Annotated in this window: 12 protein-coding genes and 1 tRNA gene; 6 read left to right on the plus strand and 7 right to left on the minus strand. The window is 50.4% G+C overall.

The genetic code is table 11. From position 1 onward, the window contains the following. Positions 1-252: 252 nt before the first annotated feature. The 3 genes from DXV75_RS06660 to DXV75_RS06670 form a co-directional block, all read right to left on the minus strand. On the minus strand, positions 253-627 hold the full coding sequence (locus DXV75_RS06660; RefSeq protein ID WP_115592617.1) for a MaoP family protein: 375 nt from the start codon (positions 625-627) through the stop codon (positions 253-255). 186 nt (positions 628-813) lie between these two features. Beyond that, positions 814-1,302 (minus strand): DUF4442 domain-containing protein, encoded by a 489-nt coding sequence (locus DXV75_RS06665; protein WP_115592618.1) that lies wholly within the window; start codon positions 1,300-1,302, stop codon positions 814-816. A gap of 148 nt (positions 1,303-1,450) precedes the next feature. Beyond that, positions 1,451-4,819 (minus strand): TonB-dependent receptor domain-containing protein, encoded by a 3,369-nt coding sequence (locus DXV75_RS06670; RefSeq protein ID WP_245953139.1) that lies wholly within the window; start codon positions 4,817-4,819, stop codon positions 1,451-1,453. Positions 4,820-5,345: 526 nt separating this feature from the next. Between DXV75_RS06670 and DXV75_RS06675 the strand changes: the two genes are divergently transcribed. Both DXV75_RS06675 and DXV75_RS06680 read left to right on the plus strand, forming a co-directional pair. Then, on the plus strand, positions 5,346-6,200 hold the full coding sequence (locus DXV75_RS06675; protein WP_115592619.1) for an ABC transporter substrate-binding protein: 855 nt from the start codon (positions 5,346-5,348) through the stop codon (positions 6,198-6,200). Between the two features lie 2 nt (positions 6,201-6,202). Further along, positions 6,203-7,684, plus strand: coding sequence for a methyl-accepting chemotaxis protein (locus DXV75_RS06680; protein ID WP_115592620.1), 1,482 nt, complete (start codon positions 6,203-6,205; stop codon positions 7,682-7,684). A 403-nt stretch (positions 7,685-8,087) separates the two neighbouring features. Here the strand turns inward: DXV75_RS06680 and DXV75_RS06685 are convergent. Next, positions 8,088-8,163 (minus strand) — tRNA-Gly (locus DXV75_RS06685). Between the two features lie 137 nt (positions 8,164-8,300). Beyond that, the gene (orn, locus tag DXV75_RS06690; RefSeq protein WP_115592621.1) at positions 8,301-8,846 is read right to left on the minus strand and encodes an oligoribonuclease; all 546 of its coding nucleotides are present in this window, start codon (positions 8,844-8,846) and stop codon (positions 8,301-8,303) included. 85 nt (positions 8,847-8,931) lie between these two features. On the opposite strand from orn, the gene rsgA reads away from it, so the two are divergent. The 4 genes from rsgA to DXV75_RS06710 all read left to right on the plus strand — a co-directional run bounded on the left by rsgA (position 8,932) and on the right by DXV75_RS06710 (position 12,572). Continuing rightward, a complete protein-coding gene (rsgA, locus tag DXV75_RS06695) occupies positions 8,932-9,975 on the plus strand; it encodes a small ribosomal subunit biogenesis GTPase RsgA (RefSeq protein ID WP_115592622.1) in 1,044 nt (347 codons plus the stop codon). 112 nt (positions 9,976-10,087) lie between these two features. Further along, positions 10,088-10,951 (plus strand): archaetidylserine decarboxylase, encoded by an 864-nt coding sequence (gene asd / locus DXV75_RS06700; RefSeq protein WP_115592623.1) that lies wholly within the window; start codon positions 10,088-10,090, stop codon positions 10,949-10,951. Between the two features lie 12 nt (positions 10,952-10,963). Further along, the gene (locus DXV75_RS06705) at positions 10,964-11,839 is read left to right on the plus strand and encodes a DMT family transporter (protein ID WP_115592624.1); all 876 of its coding nucleotides are present in this window, start codon (positions 10,964-10,966) and stop codon (positions 11,837-11,839) included. Between the two features lies 1 nt (position 11,840). Continuing rightward, on the plus strand, positions 11,841-12,572 hold the full coding sequence (locus tag DXV75_RS06710; RefSeq protein ID WP_115592625.1) for a glycerophosphodiester phosphodiesterase: 732 nt from the start codon (positions 11,841-11,843) through the stop codon (positions 12,570-12,572). Here the strand turns inward: DXV75_RS06710 and DXV75_RS06715 are convergent, their stop codons facing one another. Beyond that, the gene (locus DXV75_RS06715) at positions 12,573-13,025 is read right to left on the minus strand and encodes a MerC domain-containing protein (protein WP_115592626.1); all 453 of its coding nucleotides are present in this window, start codon (positions 13,023-13,025) and stop codon (positions 12,573-12,575) included. A gap of 99 nt (positions 13,026-13,124) precedes the next feature. Continuing rightward, complete coding sequence (locus DXV75_RS06720; RefSeq protein ID WP_115592627.1) at positions 13,125-13,919, minus strand: divergent polysaccharide deacetylase family protein; 795 nt, start codon at positions 13,917-13,919, stop codon at positions 13,125-13,127. Positions 13,920-14,070: the final 151 nt, after the last annotated feature.

Genomic DNA, 14,070 nt, shown 5'->3' on the forward strand with positions numbered 1-14,070 from the left:
TTTTCAATGGTATGAATGCGAAAAGGTTGACGCAGCACGGTACGTTTTAAATCTTTAAAAGTCCAGATTAGATTCCACCGAAGCGACCTTGAAACCCTGTAGGGCGGACTATAGCGAAGGTATTAGGAAGATTAAACATCAAAAAACAGAAAAGTGAGATACATATCCCTATATATGATTTTTTTAGGATGAACATTTCACACAAAGACTAAAATAGCACCCTTGAAGATTAAAATATCCCCAATTTAGCGATTAAGGGCTATCGATTTCAATTTCAATATCATCGTCATCACGAATATCGTCATCATCGTCATCCACCGCGGCCTTTTTGCTGCCATAAATACTTGCTGCTTTCGGGCGGTTGATGCGGCTTTGATATTTCAGCCATGCCTTCTCCTCAACGCTCTGGGGAGTTCGATGCCCAAGCGCCGACTCAAGATAGCCCTGATCAACGTCATTGTCGGGGCCCAATTCACCATCAACCAGTGCGGCAATGAGACTGCCGTATTGTGTCAGGGCTTTGCTCTCACTGATGGAGAAATCCCCCGAGCGGGCGAATCCGTAGGGGTAATGTTTACGATCAACAAAGGGGCGTTTCAATAACATGTCTCGGGTAAATTTTGCCATGACATCACCTGTAAATACTCTTGGTATCAAATCCTCTTTGCAACCACAATGGCACCACGCACAGGCTGAAAGAGATTAATTTTAATCATCGGAGTGCAACGACTAACCAAGAATTAGTTGTAAAAATCGAGACTGTCAAAGAAAAATCCGGCTTTCAATACCTGACCGGAAGAGTTCATCAAACTGTCATCTTTTGGGGACCCAAGCCCAAATCATCTCACATACCACAGGTTCTATATTCTGCGCATCGGTTACGGTCACTTCTACACTGATTTCACCCTTGTCCTGGGTTTGCATCTGGTGGATTTGCCCGTCGGTCAAACGTGCGCTTGCCTGCATATCGCCGGTGGCACGCTTCACATAATTCAGTTGCATGGATTTGATTAACGGCAGTTTATCCCCGGGCAGGTTTACACCTACGACAAACCCGCTGGCCGATTCAGCCATCAATGCCATGCCAGCGGCATGCACGCTGCCAATGTGATTTTGAACCTTTCTATAATTTCTTTGCCGGAAAGTGACAGACTTCAGGTCAGTGTGCAGTATTTCAAGCCCTACCGTTCCGGTAAGCTTTACCTTATAGCGAAACATCCAGGTTAACAGCCTGCGACCAAGCCAATGGGGATACGAATTGGCTTTTATTGCGAACTGACGTAGCGGGTTGGGTTTGGACATTCGAGTGCTCTCCACATCTGGTTAGACCAGTGAGAGTAATGCGTCTTTGCGGCATTGGCAACCGTTCAGTCGGGTCTTTTCAAACCCCGGCATGCATAAAAAAGGGGCGATCCTATGACCGCCCCTATCTCTGCTTAAAAATCACCAGTTAGTTGATTTTCATATCCATACCAAGGAAGAAGTAGCGGCCACGCGGGCTGGCCGGATACGCGAAGTTGGTCAGGAATGGCTCTTCGTCCGTCACGTTTTTCACTCCGCCGTACACCATTACGGTATCGTTCAGCACGTAAGAAACGTTCAGATCATGTTGCCAGAATTCATCCATAACCACGGAATCGTCGTAATCACCACGCTCATAATCTTCAATTTCAACGAAGCGCACCAGCTGCTCGTCCATATACTGGGTTTGCCAGCCAACACTCAAATCGCCAAATGACCAGTTGAAGAAAATGTTGCCCGCCAGTTCAGGACGATTAACTTCACCCAGTTCCGGGTTAACCTCTTCCAGGTTGTTGGGGTTGGTGTAGTAATCCAGCTTCTCAACTTTGGAGCCTGAAGCCTTGACGTTGAACGCATGCTTGCCAACTTCAAAGTCATAGGCAACCGAGAAATCGTAACCGTCGGTCTTGATGCTGGCGAAGTTGATAGAGCCCGTGCGCAGGTAGTTGAAGCCACCAAACTGTGGTGAATTGCTGTCAGTATTACGAGTGAACTGGCTACAGAAATTCTCATTCAGAGCTTCACCCATGTAACAGCCGTTAACCACGTCATTGGACGTTACGGTTTCAATGGCATCATCAATTTCGATATTCCAGTAATCCAGCGTTACTGAGAACCCTTCCAGGAAGCCAGGCTGATATACGAAACCGATAGTGGTGGTGTCAGCTGTTTCTTCCTGCAGGTCCGGGTTACCACCGGTAACACCCGGGAATGCCGCTGACAGAGGATCAGAATACACGTATTCGCCATTTTCATATGGGTCCAGGCCAATTGAGGCGAAGTCTGCAACGCAGTTAGCTTCCAACTGGTCGGCCTTAGCCGGATCGTTCCCACGAATGCCTTCAATCACACTGGCATTACATGGGTCGGTTGGGCGGTAAGTGGTACCAATTTCCGGGCCGTACAACTCATTAATGTTCGGTGCACGTACCGCCTGAGATTTAGAGTAACGAATACGCAAATCTTCATATGGCGCATACATGACATTGGCTTTCCAGGTGAAGGTATCGCCAATCGTCGAATAATCGGAAAAACGTGCTGCCAGGTCCAATGTCAGCTCTTCAGCCAGGAATTCGCCTTCAATCAGAGGAATGGACGCTTCAACAAACGCTTCTATTACGTCGAAGTCACCGCGCTCATTAGACGTTTTAATTGACGGCTGAAACACCAGAGAGTTGTTTCCGGAATGATCCGAAACATAAGAGCCCGGGCCGTACGGAGCGCCTTCAGGAATGATACCCAGCTGCCAGTTATCAAATACTGCGGTAGACTCCTCTTGACGGTACTCAGCACCAAACGCAAACAGAACTGCGCCGTAAGGCATTTCAAACCAGTCAGAAGAGTCTCCGGCTACGCTTCCGCTAACCACTGTTTGAGTCAGTTCTGTTTTGTAGAAGCTGTCCTGCACTATCCAGTCAATCGCTTCCTGGGTAACGCCGGTTTTGCCCGCCCAGATATTCAGTGGCACACAGCTGCCGTCACCAGGGGTAAAGGAGAAGTAACCCGCCTCATAAGATGGAATGTCAAACGGCGTGGTGATTTGTGGCGCATCGGCATCCAGGTTCACACGACAGGTTGCATCACCGGTAGCCGGATCAATCACCGCATCAATGGCCGAGAAGAAGCGGTCAACAACCACATTGTCTTCCTCACCACGGGTTTCCAGGGTGAACTTGCCATAGTTCAGGCTAAGCTCGTAATCCCAACCGTTTTCAAAATAACCCTCGATGCCGATCACACCACGCAGTGTTTCACGCTCGGTTTCAGTGCGCCCTTTACCAACACCAATTGGGTCAATGGTAATGGTTACACCACCGGTTTCCTGCGCCAGAGGCTGAATGAATTCCGGCAAATAGGGGTTATCCGCCGCTCCGAACAGCAAATCCCAGTACGAAGTAGGCTGTGATTCGTTTTCAGTTGACTGGCGAACCAGTTTTAGCTCACCAAACAATGTCATGGAATCGGTCAGGTCATAGTGACCCAGCAGGTTTAGTGCAAGTTTGTCATTCGGCAGAATCAGATAGCCTTCCGGCTGCTGAAGGGTATTGTAGGAGTCACCACCAAAGCCTTCAAAGTTTCCGGCCACCAGGCCATCCTGAATCGGACGGTAGGTGCCATCTTCGGTTACATTCCAGCATCCGCCCAGCAATCCGAACGCCGCCGGCGCAAAGCTGCTGTTATAACCGGAGAAAGAGTCCAGACAGTCTGGCGTACCATTGCCGTCAAGATCGATATTGGTGCCAGCGTCAAAACCATCATAGGTGTAAGGGTTACCCGGAAGGATATAACCATAGCCAGAAGTGAACGGGAATGTGCGATAAGGCAGTACTGCTCTTGGAGCAACACCTTCAACACTGTTCAGCAGGTTGATTTCAGCCTGGGTTAGCGTGGGCGCGCGGCCAAATTCGTCAATATAGTTACGCAAGAATCCTGCGTGACCCGGGTTTGGCAAACCAAAATTCATGTAACCGGTGGTATTGTAATCGTAATATTCCGCCAGGTTAGGCATGGTTGAAGGGTCTATTTGCCCTTGCTGGAAACGCAACGCTGGGTTGGTCCAGTCGCGTGCAGAACCGATGATCATGCCATTGTCCCGCTCGGAAACCCTTACCCCTTCGTCGTTCTGGAATTCGAGTGCAAGCGCAATGTTACCTCTGTCATTGTCGAAGTTGGTTCCCATCAGGCCAGACAATGAGATTTGTTGACCGTCACCTTCGGAAGACAACCCTGTACTGATGTCGACTTCAAAACCTTCGTAGTCGTCCTTCATGATAAAGTTAACCACACCGGTTACCGCATCGGCACCGTAAACCGCAGAAGCACCGCCCGTAAGAACTTCAACAGACTGAATCAGTTTAACCGGAATTGAACCCACATCGACAGCTGAGGACCCTTGCAAGCCACCAACATGACGGCGACCGTTGACCAGTGTCAGGGTACGGTTTTCGCCCATACCACGGAGATCAAGTACGTTGGCACCAGCAGAAAACTGAGAAGTTGCGTCAATAGACGATTCTGCCGTGGTGGAAGAAAACAGTGCGGGAATGTCATTCACGACATCTGAGATAGAAAACTCACCGGACATCTGGATGTCTTCGGCAGTCACTGACTGAACCGGTGATGGTGCAGCCAGGTTAGTATCACGGGCAATGCGCGACCCGGTTACAACGACTTTCTCAACGTCGGACTCTTCAGGAATGGTGGATTCCTGGGCATAAACTGGCGCAGAGGCCAATGCACCAGCAATGGCGCCAGCCAGTACGGACAGTGCCAAAGGCTTTTTCATCTTGGTTTTCATGTGCTTCTCCGTGGTGCGGTAACCGTTGGCTCCGCATCGATTTTTTTAGAATGTAGGTACAGGGCAATTTTTATGCCGTTGTTTAAGGGGTATTTTCCCCCAAAATTGCGTGTGAGTACATAAAAAATGAATATATATTCATAAATTCATCATTAATTCGCACCAGCCAGAAAAATCATCGGGTTCGCGCACCATTAAAGTGCAACAAGAGTAATCCAAATGCAAATAGTATCTGCGCAAAATCCCATCGCATCGGCTTATTACAGCTTTGCACTCTTATAATGCGCACATTGCTGACTGAGTATTCACACTGAATATCCCACCCAAAAATTGCTGCTTTTTGGCGTATTCAGGTTTAAAAAATTGCGTTCCAGGTTAAATCTTTACCATTACTAAAAACTCCCTTTCTAATTTTTAGCCTGACATTTTTTTCCTGGCAGAATCACAATGCATTGGACTAATGATTCTTTTTAAAATAATGTAAACAAAAAGGATTATTGTTGTAAATCATACATTGGGTATTGAGATGAAATTAGGCTGTATCCTGTTCGCTCTCAGCTTTTCCCTGGTTTCTGCTGCTTTTGCGAAACCACTGCGCATCCCGGACTCATCGTCAGCAGACAAGCTTCCGATCACGCTAATCAAGGAGTTTGTTGCCCGCAGCGACCAGTTCGATAGCGTCACTTTTATCTACGGCTCCTCGGGCGACGTGGCTTTTTCCAAAACCGTTGCCGATCTCGAAAATCGTGCCCTGGATGTACTCTGGACCGCGACAACTACAGATTACGAAAACAATATGCAGGCCATATATATCCCGATCTACAGAGGATTGCTTGGCATGCGGATACCTATCGTTGAGCAGTCCAATCTGAATCTGTTCCGGGACGTAAAGCAGTTTGATGCGCTAAAGAAATTCATTCCCTGCCAGGGAAAACTCTGGGCCGATACCAAAGTTTTGGAAGCCAATCAGATCCTGGTGGCCAAGAGCGTTAAGTATCCGAACCTGTTCGACATGCTGGAAGGGGAACGCTGCGAATATTTCCCCCGCGCCGTGTTTGAACCCTGGGCCGAAATCGAACGCATGTCGCATTTCAACCTGGCGGTAGAACCCAATATTCTGCTGCGCTACACCATGCCGATGTTTTTCTTTGTGCACAAAAAAGATGCAGCACTTGCAAGACACATGAACAGTGTGTTTGGCGATATGGTTGAGGACGGCACGTTCAACCGGCTGTTTTTTGCTGACGGCCAGGTGAAAAGCGCACTGGCAAAATCAAAACTGGGCCAGCGCCGTCTGTTTGAGTTAGACAATCCCTACCTTAGCAAATCCGTTCAAAATATACCCAAACACTATTGGTTTGACCTTTTAAAAGAGCAGTAGACATGAAGTCAATAGCCTCAAAAATGACCCTGGTAATGGTGTTGGCAATTTTGCTGACAACCTCATTAGTTGTTGCGGTGTCCTATTCTCTGGCTTACCAGAATGAAACCGCAGAGTTTGAATTGCGCCGCAAAACACTCATAGACCAGCTTAGCGTTATTTTGAAAGAGCCGGTTTTTGTGTATGACCGCGGAAATATTGAGTCCATCGTTAATGCGTACAAACCCGATAAAACTATTGCATCCATGATCATAGAAGATCAAAGAGGGCAAACATTGGGGGCCTATCGAAACAACAACCTTGAAGCCGCTTACACCGACACGATTTCGCTGGAATGGGAAGGTAAACCTATCGGGAATGTGACCATTGGGTTTACAACCCAGGCAACCGACAGCAAGCTGGCAAATCTGCTGCTGGAAAACTTTATTTCGCTGGTGCTTCTGGTCGCCATCATCAGCGCTGCGGTGTTTCTGGGCATGCGGTATTTTGTCACCGTTCCTATGTCGAAGCTGAACTCCATATTGCACGATATCGCTGAGGGTGACGGTGACTTGACCGCCCGCATTAACATCGACACCAACGACGAGCTCAGTTTACTGGCGGGCAGTTTTAACCAGTTTATCAGCAGGGTGCAAAACATTATCTCCGATATGATGCAGGCGGAATCCAATCTGCTGAACGTGACTCAGCGAATTAAAACCATTACCGCACGTTCCGCTCAAAGTAGTGAACAACAAAAACAGCTGACTGACACTTCACTGCAGAACCTCAAACAACTGTCCGAATCCACCACCGAAATAGCCCGCAGCGCCGAGGAGTCAGCGGCAAACACGCAATCTGCCAACGACGTTTCCGCCTCGAGCCAGCAAAAAATTCGCCAGAACATCGAGGAAATCGGCAATCTGGTAGACAACCTGAAGTCCACCTCAACCGTCGTAGGGGAACTCAAAACCGCGGCAGACAACATAGGTAAGGTGCTCGATGTAATTAAAAGCATCGCTGAACAAACCAATCTGCTCGCGCTGAACGCCGCTATCGAAGCCGCCCGTGCAGGTGAATCCGGGCGCGGGTTCGCTGTGGTTGCTGACGAAGTTCGCTCTCTTGCCAGCAAAACTCACGATTCAACCACGGAAATTGAGCAAATCATCGCTCACTTACAAAACCAGGCAGATGTGTCCTACCAGTCTACTCAACGCAGTACTGAGCTCGTGAGCCAAACCATTGACAGTGCGAATGAAACTGAAATATCGCTAAACCAGATTGCGTCGCAAATGGAATCGGTAAACACCATGAATGCACAAGTGGCCAGTGCCACTGAGCAACAGTCCCTGGTAACCCGGGATGTAACGTCAGACATGGAACGCATCAGTGCAGGGGCCATCACCCTGAGCCAGGACGCCAATGCCATGCAACAGGCAACCGAAGAATTACTGCAGGTTGAACAGATGCTGGAATCGCAAATCCGCCGATTCAAAGTGGCTTGAGAAAAAACTGTAACTCTGGCTGAAAATAATCCAAAGCGGTTGGGGGTGCGTTTTGAAACTGTGTATAAAGGATAATTCCAAGATTCCGGAGATTTGGAGCGGGAAACGAACTCGTACTGGCCGGCATCCGGTCGCGACCCGGTTGGGGGAGCGTTTTGAGACTATGTATAAAGGATAATTCCAAGATTCCGGAGATTTGGAGCGGGAAACGAACTCGTACTGGCCGGCATCCGGTCGCGACCCGGTTGGGGGAGCGTTTTGAGACTATGTATAAAGGATAATTCCAAGATTCCGGAGATTTGGAGCGGGAAACGAACTCGTACTGGCCGGCATCCGGTCGCGACCCGGTTGGGGGTGCGTTTTGAAACTATGTATAAAGGATAATTCCGAGATTCCGGAGATTTGGAGCGGGAAACGAGACTCGAACTCGCGACCCCAACCTTGGCAAGGTTGTGCTCTACCAACTGAGCTATTCCCGCACACTTGAGATTCCTGTTCAAAACACGCTGAGTGGCGTTTTGAGAGGCACTTCGTTTGAAGTGGTGCGCATTGTACAAAATAATTTTGCCAACGCAACACCTAATTTGAAGTTTTTTTAATTTTTCGTTCCGTTTGGCTAAATAGCGAACACTTTCTGCCGGTAATAGCGCAATTCCTCGATGGATTCGCGAATATCGTCCAGCGCCAGATGCACGCCTTTCTTTTTAAAACCGTCCAGAACTTCCGGTTTCCAGCGCCTGGCCAGCTCCTTGATGGTGCTGACATCGATACTGCGATAGTGAAAATAGGCCTCCAGCTCCGGCATGTACTTCACCATAAAGCGGCGATCCTGGCCGATGGTATTACCGCACAATGGGGATTTCCCCGCATCGACATAGCCAGAAAGGAAAGCAATGGTTTGCTGAGCAGCCTGCTGCTCATCAATCTGGCTGGCCCGACAGCGCTGGGTCAACCCACTTTTGCCATGTACGTTTGTGCACCATTCATCCATGTTGTCCAGAATGCTGTCCGGCTGGTGCACCGCAATCACCGGCCCTTCAGCCAGTACATTGAGTTGCGCATCGGTTACAATGGTCGCAATTTCAAGCACTTTGCAGGTCTCTGGGTCCAGTCCGGTCATTTCCATGTCAATCCATACCAGGTTGGAATCCTGTTTACTCATGTTACAGCCTCTCTCGATTAGCGTGGCACCTTCGCCCGACAAACGGTATTATTTGCCACAGTATACGCCAAGTTGACCGGAAATCGTGGCTAAAAAAGCAAAACTCACCCACAGACAAAAACGTCAGGTTGCGGCAAATCGTAGCAAGCGCCTAAGCCGCAAACAGGCCGCCAATACACCTGATATGCCTCTGAATCAGGGGGCCGAACTGCACCCGGGACAGGTTATCGGGCGGTTTGGTCAACACGCCGATGTGGAGGACGCTACCGGCACCGTTGAACGCTGTCACATACGCCGTACCATCGATTCAGTAGTGTGCGGAGACAATGTCCTCTTCAGCAGGGGAGCAGCTACTGAGTCAGGGATCAGCAGTGTTATTGAGGCCGTCCAGGACCGTCACTCCGTACTCACTCGCCCCGACTATTATGACGGCGTCAAACCCATCGCAGCCAATATTGACCAAATCATCATCGTAAGTTCGGTATTGCCCGTTCTGTCACTCAATATTATCGACCGCTATCTGGTTGCCTGTGAAGACATCGGGATCGAGCCGGTGATTGTGCTGAACAAAGCCGAATTGCTCAATGCAGAGGAGCAGCAGGAAGTCGAACTGCAACTGGAAGTCTACCGTAAACTCGGATATCAGGTGCTGTATACCAGTTGTAAAGCATCCAGAGGCATTGATGATTTGAGTTCACTGCTTAACGACAAAGTGAGTATTTTTGTTGGTCAGTCCGGGGTGGGTAAGTCCAGCCTGATCAACCAGGTACTGCCTCACGCAGAAGAACTGGTTGGCGACATTTCCGATACCTCCGGTCTCGGCCAGCACACTACCACTGCGGCTAAACTTCTGCATTTACCTTCTGGCGGCGATCTTATCGATTCCCCCGGAGTCAGGGAATTTGGATTATGGCACATTCCCACCGAGCGCGTTACCTGGGGCTTCAGGGAATTTCGCGACTACCTTGGCGGTTGTAAGTTTCGAGACTGCAAACACTTGGATGATCCCGGCTGCCTGCTGAGAGAAGCGGTAGAAAAAGGCGAAATCAGTGCCAGCCGGTTTGAGAGTTACCATCGCATTCTGAGTACAATGGAAGAGCAGCGCCCCAGCCACGCCAATCCCTACTGAATAACAATCTCTGGCCCCTTATGCCAAACCCTGCTGAATCATAACCGGAAAGTGGTAACTCATCGCCTGAGTTAGGGTACAATTCCACGGTCATGATATTAGGAGACGCATTGTGCTGGACTGGTTTAAAGTAAACCTGCAATACCTGTTACCCAAACACCTGATTTCCCGTCTGGTCGGCAAACTTGCTGCTGCAGAAGCAGGCGGCCTCACAACCTGGCTGATCAAAATATTCATCAAACATTTCCAGGTGGATATGAGCGAGGCTGTGTACCCGGCTCCGGAGCATTACAAAACCTTCAATGAGTTTTTTACCCGACCGCTGAAACCGGAAGTTCGTCCACTTTGCGAAGAACCCAACACTCTGGTACAGGCCGTAGACGGCACCGTAAGCCAGTTTGGTAAAATTCACGATGACCGCGTGTTCCAGGCCAAAGGCCACGATTACAGCCTGACGACCCTGCTGGGTGGAAAACCGGAACTGGCAAAGCCATTCAAAGGCGGGCAGTTTGCCACCATCTATCTTGCACCGAAAGACTACCACCGCATTCATATGCCCATTGAAGGTACCCTGACCGACATGGTGTACATACCCGGCGACCTGTTCTCGGTAAACCCACTGACCGCCGAGAACGTGCCCGGTCTTTTTGCCCGTAACGAGCGGGTTGTTGCTTACTTTGATACTCCGGTCGGCCGCATGGCCATGGTGCTGGTTGGTGCGACCATTGTTGCCAGCATCGAAACCGTATGGGCCGGCACGGTAACACCACCTGCAGGCCAGAACGTGCAGCACTGGCAATACGAACAGGATTCAGAATCCGCCGTTAAGCTGGCGAAGGGCGAAGAGATGGGCCGCTTTAAACTTGGCTCGACCATTGTGGTCTGCTTCGAGCAGAATCAGATCGAGTTTGCAGATCTGGCAGCCGGGCAGGTTACCCGCCTGGGTCAGCCGTTCGCTACCCGTACGCCAAAATAAGCCTTTTGCTCCATGGATGCCGTCAAGCGCAGCCTGATCACGCTGCACATAACCGTGGTGCTTCTCGGCGGGACGGCATTGTTTTCACAAATTGTACCCTTGAGCGCCGCTGATATTACGCTGGGGCGCTCGGTTTTTGCCTGTATCGCCCTTTGGCTGTTTGTCAAAGCCAGTGGGGAACGTTTTGGTTTACACAGCGGCAAGGATTATGGGATAGCGCTGCTGCTCGGCGCGATGATGGCATTGCACTGGATCACCTACTTTGCCGCAATGCAGTACGCCGGAGTTTCCGCCGGTTTGATCGCCCTGTTTACCTTTCCGGTTATTACCGTACTCCTTGAGCCGTTGTTCGAACGCATCCGGCTGGTGTGGCAGGACTTGATCAGTGCCATTACGGTGCTCGCCGGCATCTGGCTGATAGTTCCGGAAGGCTCACTGGACAACCAGGTAACGCTGGGAGTTGCAGTGGGTGTATTCTCGGCGCTGCTGTATGCGTTACGTAACCTCATACACCGGCAGTACTTTTCCCACTATGGTGGTGCCAAGGCGATGGCCTGGCAAATTGGTGTGGTATGTATTTGCCTGGCGCCAATGGACAAAGCACCGCTTGCAGAGGCGTCAGCTCTTACCTGGCTGCTGTTACTGTTGCTTGGTACCGTATTCACCGCCCTTCCCCACGCGCTCATTGCAGCAAGCCTGTCTCACCTGCGGGCTAAAACCTTTTCACTGATTGCCTGCATGCAACCGTTTTACGGCGTCATTCTGGCAATTTTACTGCTTGATGAATCGCCGTCCTGGCAAACGCTGCTCGGCGGAATTCTGGTGACTTCAGCCTCGGTTTATGAAACTCTGAATGCCCAGAAACTTCATCACAAAGGCAGTAACTGATATGTGGGTTCTTGCCCATCGGGGCGCCAGCAAGGCAGCACCGGAAAATACGCTTAAAGCCTTTCGGCTGGCCATTGAAAAGGGTGCCACCGGCATTGAATTCGATACCTATCAGCTGGGTGAGCAGATTGTGGTGTTTCATGACCGCTGGCTTGACCGCACCACAAATGGCCACGGGCTGATTACGGCGCAGTCATTTGAAGCACTGCGCCAGTTGGACGCCGGCGACGGTGAAGTGATCCCTACCCTGGCAGAAACCCTGGCACTGATGCCCGCGAATGCTCTGTGCAATATTGAAATTAAACATCTGACCGATGCAGCAGGCTGGCTAAAGACTCTCGATCTCGCTATGGCCGCCAGCTCACTGGATTACTCCAAGCTCATCCTGTCCTCATTCAATCATACCTGGTTGCGGCAGTTGAAGAACCTGCGCCCTGAATTGCAGGTCGGAGCGCTGACGGCAACCTACCCGGAGAACGGCGCCGAGTTCGCCACCCATCTGAGTGCGTATTCTCTGCATATGGATTTGGACGTAATCGACCAACACTATGTGACACAGGCTCAGCAGGCCGGGCTTAAGGTACTGGTTTACACGGTTGATCAAAAAGAGGATTTGCTTCTCATGGCTGACTGGGGAGTAGACGGCGTATTCACCAACGTACCAGAACTGGCAAAACAGGTGCTGGCTGAGCGGGTCGAATCGGCTCTTGCTCCCGGCACTGAAGAGAAATAGTCAGTCGCTACCGCTTAAGGTAGGCGCAGACAAATCAGACGATACCGCCGATAAGGAACGTCTGTGCCCGCGGGGAGCCCAGGCACGAATCAGCTTCATGTTAAACCAGTGCCCGGCGACAATAAGCATGGCACCTATGGCAATGGTCAGCGGCTCGTAAGCTTCACCAAAGATGTCTTTAAACCAGTATATTGCGCCACCGGTTCCAAGCAGCACAACCGGATAATAGCGACCGTGATAACGCACAGCCCCCGACAACAGCGCAACCGCACCGATCATCAGGGATATGGATAGGATGGTGCGTTCAAACCACACCTGGGCAAAGAAGCTTGATGCAACTAGAGGAACCAACGGAATCAGAACCGGAAGCGCAAGACAATGCACTGCACACAGCCCGGAGATCCATATCCCCAGTCGGTCCAGTTTGGTTGGATTGTCGGAAACCACACTCATTTCAATACCCGGTCACTACCGCAAAAAAACAACGTTATAATATAACATTCGCGACCAATTTCAAAACCCGGATCGCATTTTAAGGCAAAAAATTGTCGATTATTTGGGCGCGACGCTCGCGGCCGGAAGCGCCGAATGGTGTTGCTGGGGGCTTAATTGAGGCGTAAACAACTGACTTACAGGAACAAGCTGCACATCGAGGTCGGACAACTGCTGCAGTGCAGTAGTCAGAAACCGCACAGTTTGGGGGTGAGGATGTGCAATCGCGATGGCCGTTCCCTGGCGGTGAGCCAATTCAACAAGCCGTTCAAATTGCTGCTGCATAAATTCCGGTGACTGCTGGTGGTCAATAAACACGTGGCGGCGGGCAACCGGCAACCCCAAATCACGGGCGGTTTGTTCCGCCACGGTCAGGGCAGTGGTGCGGCTGTCGACAAAAAACAGCTCCCGCTGCTTGAGTGCTTCCATCAATGCGATCATGGGCCCGGTTTCGCGGGTTAGTTTACTGCCCATATGATTATTTACCCCTATGGCATAGGGTACACTATTCAGCGCCGACTCAAGGGTGGCCTGAATGCGCTTTGGCTGCATATCTGCGGTAAGAGCTTTTGGGCCAAGTTTTTTGCCACTCTCGGCTTCCATGGGCATGTGCAGCATTACATCCCGCCCCTGGGCGTAAGCCTGTTCCGATAAGCTGGCAGACAACGGAGTATCCGGAAGAATTGAGAACGCCACTTCTGCCGGTAACGACAGAGCCTGGGAATCACTCAACCGATAACCCATATCATCGAGGATAACAGCCACCTTGGGCGCGGCCGAAACGGAAAACGAAGTACCAACAACAATCAGGCCGGCAAGAATCTTATTTTTTAATTTGGTGAGGATAATTTTCACACAGGCCTTCTATAATCGGTGTCACTGGCAGTATTTCGCCGCCAAGGATATCAGGCCAGGGCACCAAATTGAATTTTTTGCTCCACTGGCAGGTATGCACTGCCATACAGCTTGCTGTGCACTGAACTGGAATCAGCCAGCTGCATCCGGG

The organism is Alteromonas aestuariivivens, from assembly GCF_003367475.1.
GTDB lineage: Bacteria > Pseudomonadota > Gammaproteobacteria > Enterobacterales > Alteromonadaceae > Alteromonas > Alteromonas aestuariivivens.

Excerpts from the sequence above, each read along its gene's own strand:
- DXV75_RS06660 (WP_115592617.1), bottom strand. The coding sequence starts at position 627 with ATGGCAAAATTTACCCGAGACATGTTATTGAAACGCCCCTTTGTTGAT.
- DXV75_RS06665 (WP_115592618.1), bottom strand. The coding sequence starts at position 1,302 with ATGTCCAAACCCAACCCGCTACGTCAGTTCGCAATAAAAGCCAATTCG.
- DXV75_RS06670 (WP_245953139.1), bottom strand. The coding sequence starts at position 4,819 with ATGAAAACCAAGATGAAAAAGCCTTTGGCACTGTCCGTACTGGCTGGC.
- DXV75_RS06675 (WP_115592619.1), top strand. The coding sequence starts at position 5,346 with ATGAAATTAGGCTGTATCCTGTTCGCTCTCAGCTTTTCCCTGGTTTCT.
- DXV75_RS06680 (WP_115592620.1), top strand. The coding sequence starts at position 6,203 with ATGAAGTCAATAGCCTCAAAAATGACCCTGGTAATGGTGTTGGCAATT.
- orn (WP_115592621.1), bottom strand. The coding sequence starts at position 8,846 with ATGAGTAAACAGGATTCCAACCTGGTATGGATTGACATGGAAATGACC.
- DXV75_RS06705 (WP_115592624.1), top strand. The coding sequence starts at position 10,964 with ATGGATGCCGTCAAGCGCAGCCTGATCACGCTGCACATAACCGTGGTG.
- DXV75_RS06710 (WP_115592625.1), top strand. The coding sequence starts at position 11,841 with ATGTGGGTTCTTGCCCATCGGGGCGCCAGCAAGGCAGCACCGGAAAAT.
- DXV75_RS06715 (WP_115592626.1), bottom strand. The coding sequence starts at position 13,025 with ATGAGTGTGGTTTCCGACAATCCAACCAAACTGGACCGACTGGGGATA.